This window comes from Pseudomonas sp. S44, assembly GCF_016624805.1.
In the GTDB taxonomy this organism is placed as follows: domain Bacteria; phylum Pseudomonadota; class Gammaproteobacteria; order Pseudomonadales; family Pseudomonadaceae; genus Aquipseudomonas; species Aquipseudomonas machongensis.
The window spans coordinates 192313-217029 of record NZ_JACVTY010000003.1 but is presented as its reverse complement, the minus strand read 5'-3'; the positions used below and the strand labels follow the sequence as shown (position 1 = coordinate 217029).

Here is a 24717-nt window from a genome sequence, read left to right as displayed (position 1 = left end):
CGCCCCCCACCCAGGCCATGCCCGACCAGGCACTGCTGCAGGCGTTCCTGCGCGGTGCGGGCATCGAGCACCTGCGCATCGACGCTGGCGATGCCGCAGCGCAGATGGAGGCGGTGGGCCGTAGCTACCGCCTGATGGTCGAGGGCCTGATCGACGTGCTGCGCGCGCGCAGCAGCCTCAAGGGCGAGTTCCGCATGCAGCAGACCACCATCGCGCCGGTGCAGAACAACCCGCTGAAGTTCGCCCCCAACGCCGATGAGGCGCTGTTGCTGCTGCTGCGCCAGGGCAACCAGGCGTTCATGCCCGCCGACCAGGCGGTACGCGACAGTTTCGATGACCTGCGCGCCCACCAATTGGCGGTCATGGCCGGCGTCGAGGCGGCGATCAAGCACGTGCTGACGCGTTTCGAGCCCGCCCGGCTGGAGGCTCGCCTGGCTCCGGCCACAGGCCTGTCGAAGGTATTCGGCGGCTCGCGCCAGGCCCATTGCTGGCAGCAGTTCACCGAGCTGTACGGGCAGATATCAGCTGAAGCCCAGGACGATTTCCAGGACTTGTTCGGCCGCGAGTTCAGCCGTGCCTACGAGGCACACAACGCCCGACTGCAACGCTCTTGAGGCTGATGCCCAAGGCAGGAAGAACACCAATACGTCATGAGGACGAGGATGAGTGCAACAAGACTGATGGCAGCCCTGGCCTTCGTGCTGCTCAGTGCCTGCAGCAAGGATGCGTCGGTGGTGCCGAGCTCCGACGCTGAGCCGGCAGAGCCAGGCGTCACCCTGTACTTCAGCGCCGCCGCCGGGCTCAACCCCGGTGCCGATGGCACGCCGGCACCTGTGCGGGTGCGCATCTACGAGCTGAAGAACGCCGCCGCCTTCGAGCGCGCCGATTACTTTGCCCTGGCCGAACGGGCGCAGGCCACGCTGGGCGCCGACCTGATCGACCAGGACGAAGTACTGCTGCAGCCCGGTCGTCAACTGCAGCTGGATCGCCCACTGAACCCGGCGACGCGCCAGGTCGGCCTGGTGGTCGGCTACCGCGAGATCGACCGTGCGCAGTGGCGCAGCGTGCTGGCCGTCCCGCCTCGCGATTACCAGATCAGCCTCGATGTGCGCGCCGTGCGCAGCGCCGTGGCCACCCCACAACCTGTGCCTGCCCGCTAGGCAAACGGAGAACCCATGTCCTGGAACAATCGTGTGGTCTGGTCGGAAGGCATGTTCATCACGACCCAGCACTTCCAGCAGCACGACCGCTATCTGGAAAACTTCATCGATGCCCGCAGCCGCCCTCTGTCGAGCGCGGCCTGGGGCTTTTCCGAGCTGCTGGTCGACCAGGGCCTGCTGGCCCAGGGCAAGCTGGCAATCCTCAGTGCCCGTGGCCTGTTGCCGGACGGCACGCCCTTCGATATTCCCCGTGATGACCTGCCACCGGCGCCTCTGGAGATTCCCGACGACCTGCGCGACGGGGTGATTCACCTGGGCCTGCCGCTCAAGCGTGCCGGTGCCCGCGACACCGTCGACGAAGGCGAGGCGCTGGACGGCGCGCGCTATGTGGCGCGGGTCAGCGAAGTGCGCGACGACAATGCGCCGTTCGAGAATCGCGCACCCCTGGCCCTGGGAGGCCGTGCGCTGCGCCTGCTGCGTGAGGAAGATGGCCTGGGCGATTTTGCCGCGCTGGGTGTGGTGCGCATCCGGGAAAAGCGTGCCGACCGGGCCCTGGTGCTGGACGACAGCTACATCCCGCCGCTGCTGGATGTGGCGGCCAGCAACCCGCTGTCGAATTTTCGCAGTGAGCTGCTGGGGCTGCTGCACCAGCGTGGCGAGGCACTGGCCGGGCGGGTGGTGGCCTCGGCCAATGGCGGCGCCTCGGAAATTGCCGACTTCATGCTGCTGCAACTGGTCAACCGCGCACAGCCGTTGATCGAGCACCTCGGCCAGCTCAGCCCGCTGCACCCGGAGCGGCTGTACAGCGAACTGGTAGCGCTGGCAGGCGAGTTCGCCACCTTCACCCGCGAGGGGCGTCGCCCCGAGAGCTTCCCGGTGTACCAGCACGATGATCTTGCGGCGACCTTCCAGCCGCTGATGGCATCGCTGCGTGAAGCGCTGTCGATGCTGATCGACAGCAAGGCGGTGGCTATTCCGATCGTCGAGAAAGCCTACGGCGTGCACGTGGCCATGCTCGCCGATCGCAGCCTGCTGGACAGCGCCAGTTTCATCCTCGTGGTGCGCGCCGATGTGCCGGGCGAGACCTTGCGCAGCCGCTTCGGCCAGCAGAGCAAGATCGGTTCGGTGGAGCACATCCGCGACCTGGTCAATCTGCAGTTGCCTGGCATCGGCCTGCTCCCGTTGCCGGTGGCGCCGCGGCAGATTCCGTTCCATGCAGGTTCCACCTATTTCGAACTCGACCGCGGCAGCGAGCACTGGAAGCAGTTGCAACATTCGGGAGGTTTCGCCTTCTACGTCGCTGGCGAGTTCCCTGGCCTGAACCTGGCCTTCTGGGCCATTCGAGGATAAGCCGCGATGCAGCACGACGATCCGCAGGCCAACGACCGCACCCAGTTCATGCCTCGCCCGGGCGGACGAGGCCCGCAGCCGACGGCGGCACCCCAGGCCGCACCACCGCCGCTGAGCGTACCGGCCGAGCCGCTGGCGCCGGGCCAGGGCAAGGGCCTCAATCCGCTGGAGCAGGCGGCCGGTCCGCTGCTGGCAATGCTTACACGACTGCGCAATACCATCGCCCATCCAGCCCCGGCGAGCCTGCGCGCGCAGCTGCTCGCCTACCTGCGCCAGTTCGAGGAGCGCGCCGAGGCTGGCGGTGTACCGCGCAACGAAGTGCTGCTGGCGCGCTATGCCCTGTGCACCGCCCTCGATGAAGCCGTGCTCAGCACCCCCTGGGGCAGCAGCAGCGACTGGGGCAAGCAGAGCCTCTTGATCACCGTGCACAACGAAGCCTGGGGTGGTGAAAAGGTCTTCCAGTTGCTCGAGCATTGCCTGCAGAGCCCGCGCGAGCGTCTGAACCTGCTGGAGTTGCTGTACCTGTGCATCAGCCTCGGTTTCGAGGGCCGCTACCGGGTGATGAACGGGGGGCGTGCGCAGCTCGAGGCGCTGCGTGAGCGTACCGCTGCGACCCTGCGCAGTGCGCGCGGGGAGATCGAGCGCGAATTATCCCCGCACTGGCGCGGCGTCTCGGTCAGCCGCGATCGTCTGACCCAGTTCGTGCCGCCCTGGGTAGGGCTCGCGGTGGCCCTGGCCTTGCTGCTGCTGTTGCTGTTCGGTCTGCGCCTGAAGCTGGCCTCCGATGCAGAACCCGTATTTCGCGGCATCCATGCCCTGGGTGAAATCCCGGTACAGGCCATGGACCGCCCGGTGGTGCAGCCCAAGCCGGTCGAGCGCCCGCGCCTGGCAGGTTTCCTTGCCGATGACATCAAGGCCGGTCGGGTCTCGGTGGAAGATGCGGTCGACCGTTCGGTGGTGACCATTCGTGGCGACGAGCTGTTCGCGTCTGCCAGCGCCAGTATCAAGGGCGATTTCGAGCCGCTGATGCTGCGTATCGCCGAGGCGGTTTCCAAGGTGAAGGGCAACGTGCGCGTCACTGGCCACAGCGATAACCAGCGCATCGCCACGATCCGCTTCCCCTCCAACTGGGCGCTGTCCCAGGCCCGCGCCGAAGAGGTCAAGGCAATGCTCGCCGCGCGCACCGGGCAGCCGCAGCGCTTCAGCGCGCAAGGCCTGAGCGACACCGAGCCGCTGGCCTCCAACGACACCGCACAGGGCCGGGCGAAGAATCGCCGGGTCGAAATCACCGTACTGGCGGAGGGCGTCGAGTGAAGGCGTTTTTCAGTTTTGTCATTCGCTGGGTGATCCCGGTGCTGGGGCTGATCGCCCTCAGCCTGATCATCTGGTTCGTCGGGCCACTGCTGGACGTGCTGGCGCCGCCGGCGCCGCGCTGGATTCTGATCGTCCTGCTGTTCGCAGTGTGGATTGCCTACCGTACCTGGCGCATCGTCCAGGCGCGTCGCCAAGCCGCCAAAGTGATGGAGAGCCTGGCCGCCGAAACTGCGCCGGATCCTGCGAGCCTGGCCACCGCCGAAGAGCTGGCGACCCTGCGCCAACGCATGGACGAGGCCCTGGTGCTGCTGAAGAAAGCGCGCCTGGGCGGTGACGAGCGCCGCAACCTCTACGAGCTGCCGTGGTACGTGATCATCGGCCCGCCGGGCTCCGGCAAGACCACCGCGTTGGTCAACTCGGGGCTGCATTTCCCGCTGGCGGCACAATTGGGCGAGGGCGCCATCCGTGGTGTCGGTGGCACGCGCAACTGCGACTGGTGGTTCACCGACCAGGCGGTGCTGCTCGATACCGCCGGACGCTACACCACCCAGGACAGCCATGCGCAGGTAGACAAGGCCGCCTGGCTGGGCTTTCTCGACCTGCTCAAGACCCAGCGCTCGCGTCGCCCCATCGACGGGGCGTTCATCGCCATCAGCCTGTCCGATCTGCTGCTGGGCAGCGACGCCGAACGCGCCGCCCATGCGGCGGCGATCCGCACCCGAATCCAGGAGCTGTACAGCCAGCTCGGTGTGCGTTTCCCGATCTACCTGATGCTCACCAAGCTCGACCTGGTGCCGGGCTTCATGGAGTACTTCGACAACCTGAGCAAGGACGAGCGCGCGCAAGTGTGGGGCATGACCTTCGCGCTGGATGACGGGCAGCAGGGCGACGGTCCACTGGCCGGCTTCGACCAGGAGTTCGGCCTGCTCGAGCAGCGCCTCAACCAGCGTCTGGTCGAGCGCCTGCAGCAGGAGCGCGACCCGGCGCGGCGCGACCTGATCTATGGCTTCGTCCAGCAGTTCGCGGCACTGCGCGGCAATCTCAAGACCTTCCTCGACGGCGTGTTCAAACCCAACGCCTTCGAGGCGCGGGCGCTGCTGCGCGGTGTGTACTTCACCAGCGGCACCCAGGAAGGCAGCCCCATCGATCGCCTGATCGGCAGCATGGCGCAGAGCATGGGTCTGGACCGCGCGCACCTGGCGCGCCAGACCGGCACCGGACGCAGCTACTTCATCGAGAAGCTGTTCAGCGCCGTGGCCTTCGCCGAGCGTGGGCTGGTGGGCAGCAACCCCAAGGTCGAGCAGCGCCGCAAGTGGATCACCCGAGGTGCCCTGGCGCTGAGCGTGGCTCTGGTGCTGGTGGTCGGCACCCTGTGGACCCTGAGCTACCGCGCCAACCAGCAGTACATCGCCGAAGTCGACAGCCGCCTCAAGCCACTGGGCAAAAGCGTGCAGGAACTGAGCCCGGCGCAGCGCGAGGTGATCGAAGTGCTGCCGCTGCTCAACGCCGTGCGCCGCCTGGCAGACGATCCGCCGGCCTGGGCCGAGGGGCTCGGGCTGTACCAGGGCGACATGCTGGAGACCGAGTCCACCAGCGTCTATCGCAAGCTGTTGATCGCGATCTTCGCCCCGCGGCTGGTCACCCGCATCGAGGAGCAACTGTACGCCGGCGGTCCTTCCGACTATCTGTACGAGGGCCTGAAGGCCTATCTGATGCTGGCCGACGGCGAGCATTACGACGCGGACTTCCTCAAGGCCTGGATCAGTCTCGACTGGGAGCGCCATCTGCCGCGCGATCTGGCTCCCGAGCAGCGCCAGGCACTTGAACAGCACCTGGCGGCGCTGTTCGACAAGCGCCCGCCGAATGCGCGCCTCGACCAACGCCTGATCGACGACACCCGCCGCCAGTTGCAGCAGTTGCCGGTGGCGCAACGTGTGTATGACCGGGTCAAGCGGCAGAAGCTGCCGGCCGGCGTCAGCGATTTTCGCATCAGCGACGCCGCTGGACGTGATGCCGCGCTGGTATTCCAGCGCAAGAGTGGCAAGCCGCTGACCGAGCCGCTGCCGGGGATCTTCACTGTCGAGGGTTATCGCAAGGCGTTTCTCGCCGCCAGCGTCGCCCACAGCGAAACCCTCGCCGAAGAGCGCTGGGTGCTCGGTCGCGAGCTGAGCGAGGCCAGCGATGCCAAGCGCCTGGCGGACGATGTGCGCCAGCTCTACTACCAGGACTACATCCGCCACTGGGACGCGCTGTTGGCCGACCTGGACTTTGTGCCGATTACCAGTGTCGGGCAGGCCGCCGATGTGCTGCGGGTATTGTCCGGCCCTACCTCGCCGATGAAGAAACTGTTGCAGGCGGTGGCCAAGGAAACCGACCTGCAGCAGCCCACCACTCTCGACAAGGCCCAGGCCAAGGTCGAACAGGCCGGTGTCGATCAACTGCGCCAGCGCCTGGGTGGTCTGCTCGGCGACACGCCGATCCCGGGCACTGAGCAAGGTGCGCGTGAGGTGGACCCTGTGACCGCACACTTCGCCGAACTGGCCGAGTTGGTCGAAGGTGGCGAAGGCCAGCCAAGCTCGATCGACGGTCTGCTCGCCGATCTCAATGCCCTGTACGTGCAGGTCAGTGCGATGGTCGGCGCCAGTGGCGAAGCCCTGCTGGGCGAGGCCAAGAACCAGGCTCAGGCTGCCTCGCAGAGGGTTTCGCTCGGTGCCGCGCGGCAGCCGAAAGTGGTGCAGAACCTGGTCGGCTCGGTGGTTGGCTCGACCAACGCCATCGTCATGGGTGGCGTACGCAACCAGCTCAATGCCGCCTGGACCAGCGAGGTGGTCAACGTCTACCGCCAGTCCCTCAGCGGGCGCTACCCGCTGACGGCCGGCAGCCCGCGTGATGCGACCCTGGAAGACTTCGGCCAGTTCTTCGGTGTTGGCGGGGTGATGGACAACTACTTCCGCAAATACCTGCAGCCTTACGTCAACACCTCCACGTCGCCGTGGAGCTGGCAGCCAGGGGCGGCGCAGAAGCTGGGGATCAATGCCGGTGTGCTCAACACCTTCCAGCGCGCCGCGACCATCCGCGATGCCTTCTTCCGTAACAGCAGCGGCCTGACGCCAGGCGTGCGTTTCGAGCTCAAGCCGGTGGCGATGGATGCGTCGATCACCCAGTTCATGCTCGACCTCGATGGCCAACAGGTCAGCTATGACCACGGCCCGAGCCGTCCGGTGTCGTTGCAGTGGCCGAACCCGAACAGCATCGGCGTGGTGCGCCTGTCGATCTCGCCCCCTTCGGCCAGTGGCCGCTCGGGGCTCACGCTGGAAGGCCCGTGGGCGTGGTTCCGCCTGCTCGACCAGTCCGACCTGATCGCCGGCACCTCGCCCGAGCGCTTCAGCCTGCGCCTGCGGGTCGACGGTGCCAGCGTGTCCTATGAGCTGCGTGCCAGCAGCGCCTTCAACCCGTTCCGCAGCCGAGTGGTCAGCGGTTTCAGCCTGCCGGAGCGCCTGTGAACGACGTCGGTTTCTACGGAAAGATGGCCTGCCGCGGTGATTTCGTCAGCCGCGACCTGCCACAGAGTTTCATCCAGCCCTGGGACCAGTGGCTGGCCGCAGGTATCCAGGCCAGCCAGCGACAACTGGGCGAGCAGTGGCTGCAGGCGTACCTGGTCAGCCCGCTGTGGCGCTTTGCCCTGGCCGCGGGCGTGTGCGGGCCGCAGGCGATGATCGGGGTGGTGATGCCGAGCATCGATCGCGTCGGGCGGTATTTTCCGCTGACCGTGGCGCAGGCGCTGGAGCCGCAGGTTTCGGTGGCGGTTGCGGTGGTGGGGGCGGATGAGTGGTTCGAGCAGGTCGAAGCGGCTTTGCTCGGCACGCTGGAGGAAGGTGCGCAGCTCGAGGCATTCGAGGATGCGGTGCGGCCCTATCGCGGCACCACCCCGCTGCCACAGGGGATAGCGAGCGCGCCTGCGGTGGGTGGGTTGCAACGTCTGGCCGCGACCACGCCTGAAGGGCGGGAGCGAGCACTGGCCGAGTGCGCCTGCGAAGGCATGAGCCTGTGGTGGGGCAGGGGCTCGGAGCGGATCGCGCCGGGCCTGATGCGCTATCCGGGCTTGCCGCGCAGCGAGGATTTCGCTGGGTTTCTTCTGGGTAGCGAGGCCGCACGCGCATGACCGACCTGCAGTACACCGCGGCCAGCTACAGCCATGTCGGCATGGTGCGCAAGATCAACGAGGACGCTTGCCTGGACCTGACCTGGGCGGGCCTGTGGGCAGTGGCCGACGGCATGGGTGGCCATGCGGCGGGCGACTATGTCAGCAGCCTGGCAGTGGACAGCCTGCGCCGCCTGCCGATGCTCGACTCGCTGGCGGAGTTCGCCGACGAAGTGCGTGACGGCCTGGCGTGGGTCAACCTCACGGTCCGTGAGGAAACCGCGCGCCGTGGCGTAGCGATGATGGGCAGTACCGTGGTGGTGCTGGCCGCACGCGGCGACCAGGCCATCGGCCTGTGGGCCGGTGACAGCCGTCTGTACCGCCTGCGCGGCGGGCGCATCGAGCGCCTGTCCCACGATCACAGCTACGTCCAGGAACTGCAGGACAGTGGCCTGCTCAGCGAAGCCGAGGCGCGGGTGCATCCGCGCGGCAACATCGTGACCCGTGCCATCGGCGTCGAGGACCACCTGGAACTGCAGGCCGTGGCCTTGCAGGTGCGCCCTGGCGACACCTACCTGCTGTGCAGCGATGGCCTGACCAAGACCGCCGAAGACCTCGAGATCGGCGAGGTGCTCAACCATGCCGACCCCTATCAAATAGTACGCAGCCTGGTCCACCTGGGCCTGACCCGAGGCGCGCCCGACAACATCACCGCCGTGGTGGTGAAGGCCAATTGAAGAACATCATGGACATGCAGATCCCCGGATTCGACATCGACGGCGAGATTGGCCAAGGCGCCATGGCCAGCGTCTACCTGGCCACCCAGCGCTCATTGCAGCGCAAGGTCGCGCTCAAGGTGATGGCCGCGAGCCTGGCGGCCGATCCGACCTTCTGCGAGCGGTTCCTGCGCGAAGGCCGCACCCTTGCGCGCCTGGCCCATCCGCACATCGCCACCATCCACGATATCGGCAATGTCGGCGAGCTGTACTACATGGCCATGGAGTACCTGCCCAGCGGCACGCTCAAGGAGCGCATCGCCGCCGGGCTGACGCCGGAGCAAGGGTTGGTCTATGTGCGCCAGATGGCCCAGGCGCTGGGTTATGCCCATGCCCAGGGCCTGGTGCACCGCGACGTGAAACCGGCCAACATCCTGTTCCGTGCCGATGGCAACGCCGTGCTGTCGGACTTCGGCATCGCCAAGTCCCTGGACGATCACACCCAGTTCACCCAGGCCGGTTTCGCGGTGGGGACGCCCAGCTACATGAGCCCGGAGCAGGCGCGCGGGCTTGAGATCGACGGGCGCGCCGACCTGTATGCGCTGGGGGTGGTGCTCTACGAAATCCTCGTGGGCAAGCTGCCCTACAGCGGCACCGATGCACTGTCCACGGCGCTGGCGCACCTGACCGAGCCGCTGCCGGAGTTGCCCATCGAGCATGGGCGCTACCAGGAAATCCTGCGCGGCTTGCTGGCCAAGGACCCCAACGAACGCTTCGCCGATGCCGCTGCCTTGTTGGCGGCACTGGATCGCCTGCCGGCCGACGACAACCAGAGCACGGTGATCCGGCCACTGATCGTGCCCCCGGCAACCCCCGAGCTCGCAGGGTTGACGCCAGTGTCCATCGAGATTCCCCAGGCACATGCGCAACCCGAGCCAGTCCAGCGTGAGCCAGAGCAAGGCCGCCCGGCGCCTGTCGTTGCGCCGAAGAAAAAACCCGCGGTGGCGCTGCTGGCGGTGGCCATCGCAGCGGCACTGGGCCTGGCGGCGGGTGGCTACTGGTTGTTCGCCGGTCACGACGAACCCGCCGTCGCCACACCTGTGGTACAGACACCGGCCCCACCCAGCGCGCCACCTCCTGTCGCCAGCACCTCGCAGGACGATCAGCGCCCGCTGCTCATGGCGGGCAAGAAGACCCTGTTCCAGCGCGTGCTGACCAAGCCCGGCGCACGCCTGGCCGACACCCCCGGTGGCGCTGCCGGTGACAGCCTGCCGGCCTTCTCGGTGCTCTACGTTTATCAGCGCAAGGATATCGACGGCAAAGCCTGGGTTCAGGTCGGGGCTGCCAGCGATGGTGCGCGTGAAGGCTGGCTGCCTGCAGAGCAGACCAGCGACTGGAAGCAGAGCCTGGTGCTCAAGTTCACCGAACGCTCTGGCCGTGCGCCGGTGATGTTCATGCGTCAGCCCGACGATGTGCAGCAGTTGCTCGACGACAGTTCCCAGGCCCGCGCGCAATTGCTCAAGGCACAGAACGACCCAGCTCAGGTACCGCGTGTGCTGGCACTAGAGCCTGCGGCCAATGCGGTGCCGCAGGACCAGTTCTACCTGATGCCGATCTTCGATTACCGCGAGAGCTTCGACGCCGACGGCCAGCCGGTGCAACTGCTCAACATCGCATCGATCGATCCCGGCAGCAGTGCGGCCGGCAGCACGCCGCAGGCCGCAGGTGTTGCCGGCGCCGGCGACAACAGCTTCCGCACCGGTATCGTGCTGGTGGTGGACACCTCGGTGTCGATGCAACCCTACATCGACCGGGTGCGCCAGGTGGTCAGCGAGTTGCAGCAGCAACTGGCGGCACGCGGTGAGCTGGACAGCGTCAGCTTCGGCCTGGTGGGCTTTCGCAACAGCGTCAAGCGCACACCGGGCCTGGACTACCTGAGCAAGACCCTGGTTACCCTCGATGAAGGCCGCGACCCTGCGCGCTTTCTCAAGGCCGCGTCGCAGGTCAAGGCCACCACCGTGTCCAGCCATTCGTTCAACGAGGATGCCTTCGCCGGGGTCATGCAGGCGGTCGAGGGCATGGACTGGTCCGGCTACGGCGGGCGCATCGTGTTGCTGGTCAGCGATGCTGGCGCCTTGCGCAAGAGCGATCCCGAGAGCAGTACGCGGATGAACGAAGCCGAGGTGCGTCAGGCGGCGTTGAGCAAGCAGATCAAGATCTACGCCCTGCACCTGCGCACCCCCGCCGGGGTGAAGAATCACGGCTCGGCCGAGCAGCAGTACCGCGTGCTCACCGCCGATAGCAACCCGCGTATCGGCGACCTCTACGTGGGGGTGCCGGGCGGCGATGTGAACGCCTTTGGCGCGCGAGTGCAGGAGATCGGTTCGACCTTCGCCGAGCTGGTTCACCAGGTGCGCAACCAGCAGCCGCAGGCCGTGCCGCTGCTCGCTAGCGGCTCCAGCCTCGCCGCCAAGACCCAGGCTGTGGGCTATGCCATGCACATGGACTTCCTCGGCCGCCGCAGCGCCAGCCAGGCGCCGCAACTGGTGAGTGCCTGGACCGCCGACCGTGACCTGACCAACCCGGCGCTGCCGACCTTGCAGGTGTGCGTGATGCTGACCAAGCTGCAGCTCAACGACCTGCAGCAGTCGCTCAAACTGATCGTCGATGCGGCGCGCAAGACGCGCACCTCGCCGGGCGACTTCTTCAATGAAATCGCCAGCGCCAGTGCCTACATGAGCCGCGACCCGGGCGCGCTGAGCAAGGGCGCCAACCTTGCTCAGGGCGGCGTGCTTGGTGAGTACCTCGAAGGCCTGCCGTATCGCAGCAAGTCGCTGAGCATGACCCAGGACCTGTGGTTGTCGCTGTCGGTCGCCGAGCAGGAGGACTTCATCGACGAGCTCGACTCGAAGATTCGCCTCTACGAAACCTTCCACAACGACATGGCCAACTGGGTACGCTTCGGCAACGCCGAACCGGGCGACGCCCTGTACCGTGTCCCGCTGTCGACGCTGCCGTGATGATCAGTCTGCAGGGGGTGCACAAGACGCGCGGGCGCTACCGCCTGGAGATCGGCGATCTGCGTCTGGGCGCCGGTGAGCGGGTGGCGTTGGTCGGCCCCAGCGGCTGCGGCAAGAGCACGCTGCTCGACCTGCTGGCACTGGTGCTGGCGCCGGATGCGGCGGACGCCTTCACCCTGGAACTTGAGGGTAGCGTGCAGGATGTCGCCGGGCTGTGGCGTGGTCGTCGTCTCGACCGGCTGGCCGCCTTGCGCAGCCGGCACCTGGGCTATGTGCTGCAAGCGGGCGGGCTGCTGGGCTTTCTCGACGTACGCGGCAATATCCGCCTGCCGCGTCAGTTACTGGGGCTGGCCGACGACGGTGGCGTCGAGCGCCTGGCAGCCGCGCTGGATGTGAGCGACCAGTTGGACAAGCGTCCGGCGGCGCTTTCGCTAGGGCAGCGCCAGCGGGTCAGTTGTGCCCGTGCCCTGGCCCATGCGCCGTCGCTGTTGCTGGCGGACGAGCCGACTGCAGCGCTCGATCCGGTCAATGCCGAGCGGGTGATGCAGCTGCTGCTGCGCCAGGCCGAGGCGCATCGGGTGACCTGCATCATCGCCACCCACGACGAGACCCTGGCCCGCGACGCCGGGCTGCGGGTGCTGCGCATGCACTGTCGACGCGATGCCGAAGGCGGTGTCATCGCGACCTTGGGGCAGGCTGCCTGATGCGCCCGTTGCTGATCGCCGGGTTGGCCTGGCAGGACTACCGCAGCGACGCGCGGCTGTCGGCCTGCGCGGTGCTGGCGCTGGTGGCGGTCATTGCGCCACTGCTGGTGCTGTTCGGCCTGAAGTTCGGCCTGATCGGCAGCCTGACCGAGCGTCTGCAGCGCGACCCGAGTGTGCGTGAGGTCATTCCCTTGGGCGGGGGACGTTTCACTGCCGATTTCATCGCCGGGCTCGCGGCGCGTCCGGATGTCGCCTTCGCCATCCCGCGCACCCGCCAGATCGCCGCCACCGCCGAGCTGTTGCTACCTGCACAAGGGCGTGGGGTGACGGTCGAGATGCTGCCGACCGCGCCCGGTGATCCGTTGCTCGACGGCGCCGTGGCCCCCGATGCAGCCGACCTGCGCGACGTGGTGCTGAGTTTCACCGCGGCGGAAAAGCTCGGTGCCCGTCCTGGCGATCACTTGCAGGCCAGTTTCAATCGCCAGCGTGCGGGCGAGGTGCAGTGGCGCCAGACCTCGTTGCACGTGCGTGCCGTGCTGCCGCTGGCAGCGTTCGAGCGCGATGCATTGTTCGCACCGCTGGCCTTGCTGGAGGCCGCCGAGGACTACCGCGACGGGCGTGCGGTACCGGCGCTGGACTGGGCGGGCGAGCTGCAGGCCGGTAACGCGACGCGGGTCTACCCGGCGTTTCGCCTGTATGCCCGCACGCTCGAGGACGTCGAGCCGCTGCGCCAGTTCTTCGCCGAACGCCAGTTGCTGGTGTCGACCCAGGCGGCGCAGATCGCCCAGGTGCAGTCGCTCGGGCGCAATCTCGACCTGGTGTTCTGGATCATCGTCGCGTTGGCCGTGGCCGGGGCGGTTGCGGCGGTTGCCGCAGGTGCGGTGGCGGCGGTCGAGCGCAAGCAGCGTGAGCTGGCGGTATTGCGCCTGCTGGGCTTCGGCACCGCCGCGCTGCTGTTGTTCGTGGTGTTGCAGGCGCTGTACAGCGGCCTGCTCGCCGCCGGGCTGGCGGCCCTGTTGTATGCCCTGGCCGAGTACGGCCTGAACCGACTGTTCATGCAGGTGCCCGGCGAATACGCCGCTCACCTGCTACCCATGCACTATCTCGTCGCGCTGCTCGCCGTGCTGGCGGCCAGCACCGCTGCCGCCGCCCTGGGTGGCTGGCGGGTGGCGCGGATCGACGCCTCGCAAGGAATTCGTGATGTCTGAACTTCGCCTCAAGGTAGCGGCCTTGATCGTCACCACACTGGGCCTTGTGGCCTGCTCCCCCGCCGATGGCGAGGACAAGCCCCAGGCCTCCGCGGTCAACACCGCCACGCCCGACCCCGCCGCCACCAGCAAGCTGGACAACCCCAAGCCCCTGGCCGACGACGTCAGCTTGCCGCTGCCCTGTGGCGGCGAGATTGTCTTCCGGCATGTCTACGTGCTGGCGCAAGGCAGCCTCGATGACCGCGAGGTCAACTTGGGTTACCCCTTCAGCGAAGGCGAGGCGGGTTACAAGCAGTCGTTCATTTCCGGATATCGCCGCGACTTCATCAATGGCCAGTTCAGCCTGCAGGACCTGTCCCCCGCCTGGCAGAAGCAGGTCGGCGCCAGCCTGCCCAAGGTCGAGGCGGGCAGCCCGCTCAAGCCGATGATGTATTTCATCGGCAAGTACGAGGTGACAGCGCGCCAGTATGCCCAGGTCATGGCCCAGGCTCAGTCGCTGACCAGCGGCGAGGCCGAGCCTGCCTGCGAACCGGTCACCGAGGCCGCCGGTCGCCTGCCCAAGGTCAAGCTGTCGCGCTTCGAGGCCGAGCGCTTCGCTGCGGTGTACAGCGCCTGGTTGATGAAGCACCACCGCGAGTTGCTGCCGGTCAGTGGCCGGGGCAGCAAGGCCGAAGATGGCGGGACCGGTTTCGTGCGCTTGCCCACTGAAGTGGAATGGGAGTTCGCCGCCCGCGGCGGTTCGGCGGTCAGCCGCCAGGAGCTCGATGGGCGTTTGTTCCCGCGCAAGGTCGAAGGCAGCGACAGTGACGGGCCGTTGGCCGACTGGGCGGTGTTCAACCAGGTTGCGGGTGGCACCGGACAGGCTGCGCGACTGATGCCGATCGGGACCAAGCAACCCAACCCGCTCGGGATGTTCGATGTGATCGGCAATGCCGCCGAAATGGTCCAGGAGTCGTTCCAGCTGGTGCACGCTGGTCGCCGTCAGGGCGCCTACGGCGGCTTCGTGGTCAAGGGTGGCAACTACCTGGAAGGCGAGACCACGCTGTTCACCGGCATGCGCCGCGAGTATCCGCTGTTCGGTGCCGACGGCACTGAGCAGCGTAACGAGACCACCGGTTTCCGCGTCGCCATCGGTGCCTTGTCGGCGCCGCGTTCGCGCTACCAGGAGCTGTTCGAGCAGTGGCAGAAAGAGGGGCGCCTGGCTGGCCTCACCGACGACATCAATGCCGCCGATGACCCGACCACGCGCCTGGACGGCATCATCGCTGGCGCCAGCGACCCGCGCCTGCAGGCCGAGCTGGGTCTGGTCAACGAAGAGCTCAAGCGCAATGTTTCGCTGATCGCCCGCCAGCGTGAGGAAGCGGCCGGCAACCTGATCCAGTCGGCGGCCCTCGTGGCCGAGACCATCAACAACTACAACATCCGCCTGACCAACCTGCAGAACACCCAGGCCAAGGCCCAGGCCTCGGGCGACCAGGCCAGCGCCAGCATGTATGGCGCCGCCATCGCCAACGGACGCAGCGCACTGGACGGCGCGCTGGCGATCTACATCGACAACCTGGCCAGCGGCACGCGCTACACCGACGCGGTGATCCAGGCGCAGTTCCAGCGGGTCAAGCAAGAGCTCGAGCGCAAGCCGGTGCTGGGCAAGAGCCTGGAGACCCGCGCCACCCTGTTCGTCCGCCACGTCGGGGAGTACCGCCAGAACCGGCGGGCCGACCCGGCGACGATCCTCAAGGAGCTGCTGGCATCGGCTGCTCCGCGACCTTGAAGAAACCCTGAAAAAAGACCCCGGCCCGCATGAAGCAGGCCGGATCAGCACAACCCGAGAGAGAACCCGACCATGCGCTTGAATCGCACCTCCCTGATCACCGCTTCCAAGGCCCGTGCCGCCCTGCTGCTGGCTGCCGGTTTCAGCAGCGTCCTGCTGACCGGCTGCGCCGGCTCGCCGGTTTCCAAGATCGGTGCAACGACCAAGGTGGAGTACTACCCCAACTGCTACGAGCCGGTACAGCACCTGCGCTCCACTGACGGCGACATGACTCGCTCGGTCGCCACCGGCGCACTGCTCGGCGCGGTAGGCGGTGCCCTGACCGGCGCCCTGGTGGACGGTGACAACCGTGGTCGCAACGCTGCCATCGGCGCCGCCGGTGGTGCCCTGGTCGGTGGTGCGGCGGGCTACTACACCGAGCGCCAGAAGCAGATCAGCGACGACAAGCAGCGCATCGCTTCCTACGCCGCCGACATCGACAAGAGTGCCGCCGACCTGGACCGCACCACCCAGTACGCCAAGGCGTCCCAGGCCTGCTACCAGCGCGAATTCGCCAGCCTGATCCAGAACCGCAAGGCCAACCGCATCAACGATACCGAAGGCCGCAAGCGCCTGGCCGAGATCGTTGCCGGCCTGAACGAGTCGAACCAGCTGCTCGGCACCGTCAACGGTCGTCTGGGTGAAAACCTGAACAACTACACCCAGGCCTACGAGCAGGACCTCAAGCAGGTGGGCGTGCAGCGTTCGGAAGTGGCGGCCGTGGTCCAGCCACCGAAGGCGACCAGCAAGTCTGGCACCAAGAAGGGCCAGGCTGCGGGCAAGACCAACACCAAAGTGCCGACCGAAGCAGTCGCCACCGAGAAGACCCTGCAGAACGCCACCGGCAAGAAAGCCGAGGCCCAGCAAGTCGCCAAGGCGGGCGTGGACCAGGTCAACAGCATGTGCCGCAACCCGGACATGGGTGACTGGGCACCGGTGCCTTGCCCGAACGTTTGATGGGATTGCAGGGGTGCATCGCGCCCCTTTCGCGACGCAAGGCCGCTTCGGTAGGGAGCGGCTTTGTGCTGTGGACAGGCCAGCCTGTAGCTGAGTAAGGACACGTATTCATGAAAGACCTTCTGGTCAACGAATTGGCCAACACCTCGCAATTTCTGGCGCAGCAGCGCCTGCAGGGGCGCATCGACCAGCAGAAGCTGTTCAAGGCGATCGATGCCGACCCTGGCATCGTCGGTGCGGGTGTCGTGTATATCGATGCCGACTACAACGTGATCGTGCTGCGCGAGTTTCAGCCCATCTGCAGTATCAAGCCCAAGCGCATCATCCTGCGCGAGGCGCCTCGCTACATTGCGCCCCAGCAATTCATGAACCAGTTGCAGACCAACCCGCGTGAGTCGCGCGTGGTCAAGGAGGCGGTAGGCACCACGCTCTCCTGCGCTGGTGCGATCCTGGGTTGGGTCGTCATGTTCAGCGGCACTATCGCCGTCCCCTTCTCCGGCGGTGTGAGCCTCGCGCTTACCGCTGCCGGATATGCAGCAGCAACCGCCAGTACCGCACAGTGCTTTATCGGTGTTGTCAGAACGGTCAACGAGGTCAACGACCCGTCAGCCAATGATGCGATGGATCAGGAGGCCTGGTACAGGGCCGCCACACCGTTGCTCGACGGTATATCGCTGCTCGGCGTCGGTAGCTCGGCCCTCACGACTGTACGCTTCCTGCAGGTGCGCAAGGCTGCCACGGGCGCCAACTGGCTCGACCTGACCCGTTCATTGAGCCGGCAGCAGCGTAGCGCTCTCACCCGCGAGTTGCTGTCGATCAAGCATCCTTCGCTCACCGCGAAGCAACTCAAGCTGCAACAGAGCACGGGCGAGCTGATCAAGCGTCACACGCCCACGCAGATCAAGCACGCCACTCAAACACTGATCAAGGATTCGCTTGGCGCTTCCATCGGTTTTGTAGGCAGCGGGACGGTGCAGGACAAGACCAAGAGCATCGCTCTGGGGCTCTATGAGGAGTTCGAGTAATGAGTCGGCACCCTGACCTTCAGAAGTTTCTCGATCGCTACTTCATGGTGTTCCTGGCGGGGTATTTTCTCTCGCTGTACGCCATGGCCGGGACGTTCTCTTTGGTATGGAGTACCTATTGCCGTGACTGCAGCCGGGAGATCAACTATCCGCTCAGCCTTGGTGTGCTGGTGGTGACGCTGGTCACGGCGCATGCGGCCGTAGTGCGAGGTCGTGACTGGGGGGTATGGATGGTCGCCGCCCTTTGTATCGGCTCCGTGGTTTTCCTGTTGCCGACCTATGGGTTCAGGCCGCACATGGGGATCTTCCTGAGCATCATAGTCGTCGCGCTGCTGGCATTGCTGGTACTCAACAGCAAGAAATACCGAGAGATGCGCGTGCTACTTGCCGAGTATCGACACAAGCGTCAAGCCGATAGAGCCTCAAAGGCCCAGCGCCCCAAAGTTCGACGGTCTCGATGATGGGCGAGTATCAACGCCCTCTTGAATTTCACGCATTCATGCGTCGTTACTTCCCGACGTTCCTGTTGGGCTTTTTCACCTGTGTGCTCTCGGTGGCATTGGTTCTTGCCATGTGGATCGACGAGCATTGGCGCAGCCATCCGGATAATCCCGTCTACACGATGGTTTCGAGTACAGCACTGGCGGCGCTGTTGTGCCTGGGTCACTTGGCGATGATTCGTGGGTATGGATGGGCAATGTGGGCCGTCTTGCCAGTACCGCTGATGGCGCTGCTGATCGCCCTGAGCCTGTTGGGCAACGGCCTGCATTTCATGTTGTTGGCTGCCATCCTGCTCTTGCCACTGCTGGCACTGCTGGTGTTCAACAGCGAGCGGCACAGGGAGATGCGCAGACGGCTCGTCGAGCTACGGCAGGCCAGAACCCGGCGCTGAAGCGCCGGGCCCGTAAACGCCTTTCTCGCCTCAACGCTCCGGTCGCAGCACCTTCACGTCCCCAGGCTCCGCCGTTTCCCGCAGGTATTCTTCCAGCGAATCGTCCAGCGCCTTGATCCAGCGGGTGTGGTGCGGCACCGAGGCGGTGCCGGTCATCACCGAGCGGTACGAGCGGTCGCGGTAGCCCATGATGTCGTGCTTCTTGTCGTTCTTCCATTTGAGGAAGATGCGGTTCACCGCGTCGATGTCGAAGCGCGGGTAGTCGGTCTGTTCGATCAGGCGGGCGATGTAGCTGCCCTGGAATTCGTACATCGAGGCCGTGGTCTGCAAGGCCTCTTCCTCGGCGCGCCAGTGCTCGCTGTCGGCGCGCATGGCGGCCGGGTCGGGCAGGGCGATGCGGCCGAGTATCACGTCGCGCACGAACCAGGCCTGGGCGTCGAACAGGTTGAAGCTGTACCACAGGTCCTGCATCCCCAGGTACATCAGCTGCGGGTTGGCCTCCCACACCACGCCCTGGTAGAGGCCCAGCGGCCACAGACGGTTGCCGGTGCGCAGGGTCAGGTCGTCGGGCAGGAACGGGAAGTGATGCTGGTAGCCGGTGCACAGGATGATCGCATCGACGCGCTTGCTCGAGCCGTCGGCAAAGTGCGCGCGGTCGCCGGCGACCCGCTGCAACTGCGGCCGCTCTTCCCAGCCCTTGGGCCACTTGTAGCCCATGGGCTGGGTGCGGTAGGCACTGGTGATCGAGCGCGCGCCGTACTTGTAGCACTGCGAGCCGATGTCTTCGGCGGAGTAGCTGCTGCCGATGATCAGCACGTCCTTGCCGGCGAACTCGAGTGCATCACGGAAATCATGGGCGTGCAGGATGCGTCCGGAGAAGCGCTCGAAGCCTGGGAATGACGGCACCTGGGGTGTGGAGAAATGCCCGCTGGCGACCACCACGTAGTCGAATACCTGTTCGTAGCGCTGGCCATTGGCGTAGTCGTGGGCGGTGAGGGTGAAGGTGCGGCTGGCGCTGTCGAAGCGTACGTCCTTGACCACGGTGTCGAAGCGGATGTACTGGCGTACGTCGGCTTTTTTCACCCGGCCCTGGATGTAGTCCCACAGCACTTCGCGCGGCGGATAGGAGGAAATCGGGCGGCCGAAATGTTCATCGAAGCTGTAGTCGGCGAACTCCAGGCATTCCTTCGGGCCGTTGGACCAGAGGTAGCGGTACATGCTGCCGTGTACCGGTTCGCCGTGCTGGTCCAGGCCGGTGCGCCAGGTGTAGTTCCACATGCCGCCCCAGTCGGCCTGCTTTTCGAAGCAGACGATTTCGGGCATGGCCGCGCCCTTGGCGTGGGCAGATTGAAAGGCACGCAGTTGCGCCAGGCCGGAAGGGCCGGCGCCGATAATGGCGACGCGAGTGGTCATGAAAAAGTCCTGTGATCACGGAAGAAAGGCAAGACTTCCCCAGCCCCGAACGGCAACGAACCGTGGGCGGTGGAAGCGCGGAAACTTCAGGGGTCAGCAGGCAGGCGGAGGCACGGGGCGCTTGCGCTTGTGCGCCAGCAGGACATCGCGGGGCGGGATCGACAGGGTGTGGAAGAGTGTCGAGAGCGGGGAACAGCCGAGGCTGGAGACGGCGACAGGGAAGGGCCCGGTGGACTTGCCGATCAGGTTGGCAAGCGGGCCATGTGGCCGACGGATACGTGTGATCTCGTGCATGGGGGCGTGGTTAGCCTCTTTTCGTTATGGGTACCTTTTTAGCTATAACGCATTGGGGGAAGAGGTTCAAGGTTTGGGATCCCTTGGCTTCAGGAGGATCTGTGGGAGCGGGCTTGCCCGCGAAGAATCCACCACAGTCCTAGCGTGGCAATACCACGATAGCCTCCAGCCCACCGCCATCGCGATTGGAAAGCCGCAACTCACCGCCATGGCTGGCCGCAATCCGCTGGGCAATGCTCAGCCCCAGGCCATACCCACCAGACGCCTGGTTGCGCGAACCCTCTCCGCGCACGAACGGATCGGTCACGGTATCCAGCAGGCCCACCGCAATACCCGGCCCGCGATCCTCGACATGAATCCGCACCTGCGCCGCATCCGCCTCGAGCCGCAGCGAAACCGCCTTGCCATAACGCAGGGCATTGACCAACAGGTTCTGCAGGCACCGCTGCATCAGCAAGGCATCGACCTTCACCTTGCCCACTTCACCCTGGATCGGCAGCGGCTCTTCGGCGCTGGCCAGGTCGGCGCACAGGCGCGCCACCAGTCGGTCCAGGTCCACCTCCTGCAGGTTCTGTTGCTCGCCGGCCCGCAAGTAGTCCAGTACCTGGCCGATCATGCCGTCCATCTGCACGATGTTCTGCCGCAGGCGCTCTTTGTGTTCGCCATCCTCCAACCGCTCCAGGCGCAGGCGCATGCGGGTCAGCGGCGTACGCAGGTCGTGGGAGACCGCCGCGAGAAAGTAGGCCTTGTCGTTGACCATGGCGATCAACCGTTGCTGCATGGCGTTGAACGCCTGCGCCGCCTGGCGCACTTCCTCGGGGCCCTCCAGGGGCAGGGCGGGTTGTTCCAGGTTGCGGCCCAGGCCGCGGGCAGCATCGGCCAGACGGCGCAGTGGGCGCAAGCACAGGCGTACGGCCACCAGGCACACCAGCAGCACGGCGACGATGCGCAGCGCATAGACGCGCAGCAGGTAGTCGCTGATCAGCACCCAGGCCGACTCGCCACTCCAGCCCTGCAGCTCTTCGCCGTCGATCACCAGCCAGTGGCCATCCTCCATCGGCACGGCGAACTGCAGGTGCGCCTGGGCGGTACGCAGGCCGAACAGGCTGCGCCAGACGATCGGCTGACCAAGCTCATCGGTCAGTTGCACCTTCAGCAGGCGCGCCGGCTGGTCGTGGCCGAGCTCGTAGGCCAGCGCCTGGTGCAGCAGCAGTTCGATGCGGTGACGGCCGCGCCGGTCGTCGCGCTGGGCCTTGGGCAGCGATTCGGTGCAGCGCAGGTGATAGCGCGCCGGCACCTGCAACTGCCCGGCATGGCAGTCGGCCTGGGCGATCAGCGGGGCACTGCGCGCAGCGATCAGCCGCACCGGGGCTTCGAACACCTGGGCGAAGCGCACGTCGAACCAGATGCTGCTGGACATCAACTGGATCAGCAGGGTGCCGCTGATCATGATCAGCAGCAGTTGGCCGAACAGCGTCCGTGGCCACAGGCGGCGCAGCAGGCGCACGTCAGGCGCCTGGCTCGCGGGCGATGCTGAGCAGGTAGCCTTCGTTGCGGATGGTGAGGATCTGCGCGCTGCCATTGGCGGCGCGGCGCAGGTGCTGGCGCAGGCGGCTGATGCACATGTCCACCGAGCGGTCGTCGGGCAGGTGGTCACGGCCAAAGGCGCTGCGCGTCAGGTGATCGCGCGATACCACGCGGTTGTTGGCCTCGAGCAGCTCGCGCAGCACGCGGTAATCGGAGCGGGGCAGGGTGAGGGCCTGGCCGTCGGGGTGAGTGAGCAGGCGCTTGATGTGGTCGAGGCTGAACCCTGCGAACTGCTGCGCCTGGCTGGCGGGCTCTTCGCTCGGCGTGTCGAGGCGCTGCGGGCGGCGCAGGACAGCCTTGATGCGGGCAATGAGTTCACGGGGCTCGAAGGGCTTGGACAGGTAGTCGTCGGCGCCCACTTCCAGGCCGATGATACGGTCCAGCGTGCTGCCCTTGGCCGACAGCATGATCACCGCCAGGCCCGGCTGCGCCTGCAACTGTCGACACAGGCTGAGGCCGTCTTCGCCGGGCAGCATCAGGTCGAGCACCACCAGCTCGACCTTGTGCCGCGCCATTTGCTGGCGCATCTGCTCGCCATCGGCGGCAGCCAGCACGTGGTAGCCGGCATCGGTCAGGTAATCGCAGAGAAGTTCGCGGATCTCGTCGTCATCGTCGACAACCAGCAAGGTTGTGCTCATTGCGGGGGACACCTGTCAGGGGCGCTTGAAAGGCGCCCGTTACGTTCCATTACATCCCCGTACAAGCCGGGGATGGAGCCCAGAGGGCACATCCCTAGAATCGTAGCAAAAACCATCTGCGAATACGAAGCCTTCCCAAATGAAACCTCAGAGCATCCCCGGGGCTTGCGCCCGCTTCACCCGCGGTGGCAGCCGCCTCTCGCCGCTTGCCTTGTGTGTCGCCTTCAGCCTGTCTGCAGGCGCCTTTGCGGCTGATCCCCAGCCTCTGGAGCTGGGCGCCACCAACATCGAAGACAGCGCGCTGCCCAGTGCCGACGACGCCGGCCAGCTCGGCTACACCGTCGAGAGCACGCGCAGTTCCACCGGCCTGAACCTGACCCCGCGCCAGACCCCGCAGTCGGTGACCAGCATCACCCGCCAGCAGATGGACGACCGCGATGTGCACAGCATCGAGCAGGCGCTGGACACCGCGCCGGGGATCAGCGTCAGCAAGATGGAAGTGGGCGGGCGTACCGATTTCCGCGCCCGGGGCTATTCGATCAGCAACTGGAAGATCGATGGCCTGCAGTTCCCCGGCGGCTCTGACTTCAGCGGCAGCGGCAACGCGCTGAACCTCGACCTGTACGAGCGCATCGACATCGTCCGTGGTGCCAACGGCCTGCTCGGCGGCACCGGTGACCCGTCGGCGACGGTCAACCTGATCCGCAAGGCGCCAACCCGCACCTTCGGCGGCAGCGCCTATGCCACCTACGGTAGCTGGGACAAACGCCGCCTGGGCGCTGACCTCAACCTGCCGCTCTCCGAAGACGGCCGCCTGCGCTCGCGCTTCGTGGTCACCCAGCAGGACGCCAACTCGTTCCGCGACAACCAGTCCGAGCGCGCCCGCGCAGCGCTGGCCAATTTCGAGTTCGACCTGGACGACGCCACCACCCTCGGCGCCGGCTACCAGTACGAATACAACAAGGTGGTCGGTGGCGGCTGGGGCGCCAACATCCCGATCTGGTACGGCGATGGCAGCAAGACCGACCTGCCGCGCAGCACCAACGTGGTGCCCAGCTGGAGCTTCGGCGAGTACATCACCCGCACCACCTTCGGCTCGCTGCAGCACCGCTTCGACAACGACTGGACCCTGGACCTGAAAGGCTCGCAGAGCACCAGCGATGCCCTCAACCACCGCGGCCTGGCCAAGGTCAACTCGTCCGGGCGCGGCGTCTACGGCGGCTACTGGGACCAGGATGGCAGCGGCGCGGTGCTCAACGGCCTGCACAGCTCCAGCGACACCACCCAGCAATCGGCGCAGATCGACCTGTCTGGCCCGTTCCAGATGTTCGGCCGCACCCACCAGGCGATGGTCGGCTACAACGACAGCCGCACCGTGGCCTGGTCGCCGGAATACACCTGCACCATGGTCAGCGCCAACAGCGTCAGCGCTCCTGCCCTGGGCTGCCAGTTCCGCGCCAACAACGGCCTGCCCCTGAGCAACTGGCTCAACGGCGTGGACAGCGACTACGACATGCTCGCCTCGCAGACCGGTCGCCACAGCAAGACCACCACCCGCCTGCAAGGCATGTACGCCGCTACCCGCCTGAGCATCACCGACCCGCTGTCGGTGATCCTCGGCGTGCGCAGCACCGACTACTCGGCCACCACCCGCAACGTCAGCGGCGTGCGCAGCAACCAGCAGAACAACGGCATCGTCACCCCGTACCTGGGGGCCGTGTATGACCTCAACGACACCTACTCGGTGTACGCCAGCTACACCGACATCTTCAACCCGCAGACCGAAGAGACCGCCAGCGGCACCAAGGTCGAGCCGATCCGCGGCCAGAGCTACGAGACCGGCATCAAGGCCGCCTGGTTCGACGGCCGCCTGAACGCCTCGGCGGCGTACTTCCGCACCAAGCAGGAGAACAAGGCAGTCACCGACGGCGACCTGCTGACCCCGACCGGCGCCACCGCCTACAAGGCAGGTTCCGGCCAGGAAACCGACGGTATCGACCTGGAACTCGCAGGCGCCCTGACCGAGAACTGGAACGTCTACGCCGGCTACACCTACCTGCACTTCCGCCGCCTCGACAGCGACGGGCGCAGCGATCCGTCGCACCTGTTCAAGGCCTCGACCACCTACCGCCTGTCCGGCCCGCTCGACCGCCTGACCTTGGGTACCGGCGTCACGGCGCAGACCAACATCCGCGCGCTGTCCACCCCAGCCGGCCAGCCGACCAACGGTGTCAGCCGTAGCTCGAGCGACGTCAACTGGTCGGGCTATGCGATCTGGAATGCCATGGCCAAGTACCAGCTGACCGACGACACCAGCGTCAGCCTCAACGCCAACAACCTGTTCGACAAGCACTACTACACCCGCTACGGCTTCTACGCCGGAGCGATCTATGGCGATCCGCGCAACCTGTCGCTGACCGTCAGCACGGCGTTCTGATCAAACGACAGCACCTGTTGCAATCAACATATGGAAATCCGTATATTCGGT

Annotated in this window: 20 protein-coding genes; 16 read left to right on the top strand and 4 right to left on the bottom strand. The window is 66.2% G+C overall.

Annotation, left to right across the window (positions count from 1 at the left end; all coding sequences use genetic code 11):
* From tagH to IAE40_RS05020, 15 genes are all read left to right on the top strand, one after another.
* Positions 1–614: type VI secretion system-associated FHA domain protein TagH (tagH, locus tag IAE40_RS05090; RefSeq protein WP_200602776.1), on the top strand; the 614-nt coding region annotated here is incomplete at its 5' end.
* Positions 615–662: 48 nt separating this feature from the next.
* Entirely contained in the window at positions 663–1160 is a 498-nt protein-coding gene (gene tssJ / locus IAE40_RS05085) for a type VI secretion system lipoprotein TssJ (RefSeq protein ID WP_153773938.1), read from the top strand.
* Positions 1161–1175: 15 nt separating this feature from the next.
* Complete coding sequence (gene tssK / locus IAE40_RS05080; protein WP_054891233.1) at positions 1176–2510, top strand: type VI secretion system baseplate subunit TssK; 1335 nt, start codon at positions 1176–1178, stop codon at positions 2508–2510.
* A 6-nt stretch (positions 2511–2516) separates the two neighbouring features.
* Positions 2517–3824 (top strand): DotU family type VI secretion system protein, encoded by a 1308-nt coding sequence (locus IAE40_RS05075; RefSeq protein WP_063541553.1) that lies wholly within the window; start codon positions 2517–2519, stop codon positions 3822–3824.
* Complete coding sequence (gene tssM, locus IAE40_RS05070) at positions 3821–7327, top strand: type VI secretion system membrane subunit TssM (protein WP_200602775.1); 3507 nt, start codon at positions 3821–3823, stop codon at positions 7325–7327. Before IAE40_RS05075 ends, tssM begins: the two co-directional genes overlap by 4 nt.
* On the top strand, positions 7324–7986 hold the full coding sequence (gene tagF, locus IAE40_RS05065) for a type VI secretion system-associated protein TagF (protein WP_112899385.1): 663 nt from the start codon (positions 7324–7326) through the stop codon (positions 7984–7986). Before tssM ends, tagF begins: the two co-directional genes overlap by 4 nt.
* Complete coding sequence (locus IAE40_RS05060) at positions 7983–8702, top strand: PP2C family protein-serine/threonine phosphatase (protein ID WP_065863914.1); 720 nt, start codon at positions 7983–7985, stop codon at positions 8700–8702. The genes tagF and IAE40_RS05060 overlap by 4 nt, the downstream gene beginning before the upstream one ends.
* Before the next feature lie 8 nt (positions 8703–8710).
* Positions 8711–11701: a serine/threonine-protein kinase gene (locus IAE40_RS05055; protein WP_200602774.1), complete on the top strand. Its 2991-nt coding sequence runs from the start codon at positions 8711–8713 to the stop codon at positions 11699–11701.
* Complete coding sequence (locus IAE40_RS05050) at positions 11701–12405, top strand: ABC transporter ATP-binding protein (RefSeq protein ID WP_054891238.1); 705 nt, start codon at positions 11701–11703, stop codon at positions 12403–12405. Before IAE40_RS05055 ends, IAE40_RS05050 begins: the two co-directional genes overlap by 1 nt.
* A complete protein-coding gene (locus IAE40_RS05045; protein ID WP_200602773.1) occupies positions 12405–13613 on the top strand; it encodes an FtsX-like permease family protein in 1209 nt (402 codons plus the stop codon). Before IAE40_RS05050 ends, IAE40_RS05045 begins: the two co-directional genes overlap by 1 nt.
* A complete protein-coding gene (locus IAE40_RS05040; RefSeq protein WP_200602772.1) occupies positions 13606–15384 on the top strand; it encodes a formylglycine-generating enzyme family protein in 1779 nt (592 codons plus the stop codon). Before IAE40_RS05045 ends, IAE40_RS05040 begins: the two co-directional genes overlap by 8 nt.
* 72 nt (positions 15385–15456) lie before the next feature.
* Positions 15457–16380 (top strand): type VI secretion system-associated lipoprotein TagQ, encoded by a 924-nt coding sequence (gene tagQ / locus IAE40_RS05035; protein WP_054891241.1) that lies wholly within the window; start codon positions 15457–15459, stop codon positions 16378–16380.
* Between the two features lie 110 nt (positions 16381–16490).
* On the top strand, positions 16491–17405 hold the full coding sequence (locus IAE40_RS05030; RefSeq protein ID WP_054891242.1) for a hypothetical protein: 915 nt from the start codon (positions 16491–16493) through the stop codon (positions 17403–17405).
* A complete protein-coding gene (locus tag IAE40_RS05025) occupies positions 17405–17866 on the top strand; it encodes a hypothetical protein (protein ID WP_197890335.1) in 462 nt (153 codons plus the stop codon). The genes IAE40_RS05030 and IAE40_RS05025 overlap by 1 nt, the downstream gene beginning before the upstream one ends.
* A complete protein-coding gene (locus IAE40_RS05020; protein ID WP_200602771.1) occupies positions 17866–18297 on the top strand; it encodes a hypothetical protein in 432 nt (143 codons plus the stop codon). Before IAE40_RS05025 ends, IAE40_RS05020 begins: the two co-directional genes overlap by 1 nt.
* Before the next feature lie 30 nt (positions 18298–18327).
* Here the strand turns inward: IAE40_RS05020 and IAE40_RS05015 are convergent, their stop codons facing one another.
* The 4 genes from IAE40_RS05015 to IAE40_RS05000 all read right to left on the bottom strand — a co-directional run bounded on the left by IAE40_RS05015 (position 18328) and on the right by IAE40_RS05000 (position 22229).
* Positions 18328–19710: an NAD(P)-binding domain-containing protein gene (locus tag IAE40_RS05015; RefSeq protein WP_200602770.1), complete on the bottom strand. Its 1383-nt coding sequence runs from the start codon at positions 19708–19710 to the stop codon at positions 18328–18330.
* 93 nt (positions 19711–19803) lie between these two features.
* Positions 19804–20004: a hypothetical protein gene (locus IAE40_RS05010; RefSeq protein WP_200602769.1), complete on the bottom strand. Its 201-nt coding sequence runs from the start codon at positions 20002–20004 to the stop codon at positions 19804–19806.
* A gap of 139 nt (positions 20005–20143) precedes the next feature.
* Positions 20144–21511, bottom strand: a complete 1368-nt coding sequence (locus tag IAE40_RS05005; protein ID WP_200602768.1) for an ATP-binding protein — start codon at positions 21509–21511, stop codon at positions 20144–20146.
* Between the two features lies 1 nt (position 21512).
* Positions 21513–22229, bottom strand: a complete 717-nt coding sequence (locus tag IAE40_RS05000) for a response regulator (RefSeq protein ID WP_200602767.1) — start codon at positions 22227–22229, stop codon at positions 21513–21515.
* A 139-nt stretch (positions 22230–22368) separates the two neighbouring features.
* On the opposite strand from IAE40_RS05000, the gene IAE40_RS04995 reads away from it, so the two are divergent.
* The gene (locus tag IAE40_RS04995; protein ID WP_200602766.1) at positions 22369–24666 is read left to right on the top strand and encodes a TonB-dependent siderophore receptor; all 2298 of its coding nucleotides are present in this window, start codon (positions 22369–22371) and stop codon (positions 24664–24666) included.
* The last annotated feature ends 51 nt before the right edge of the window (positions 24667–24717 follow it).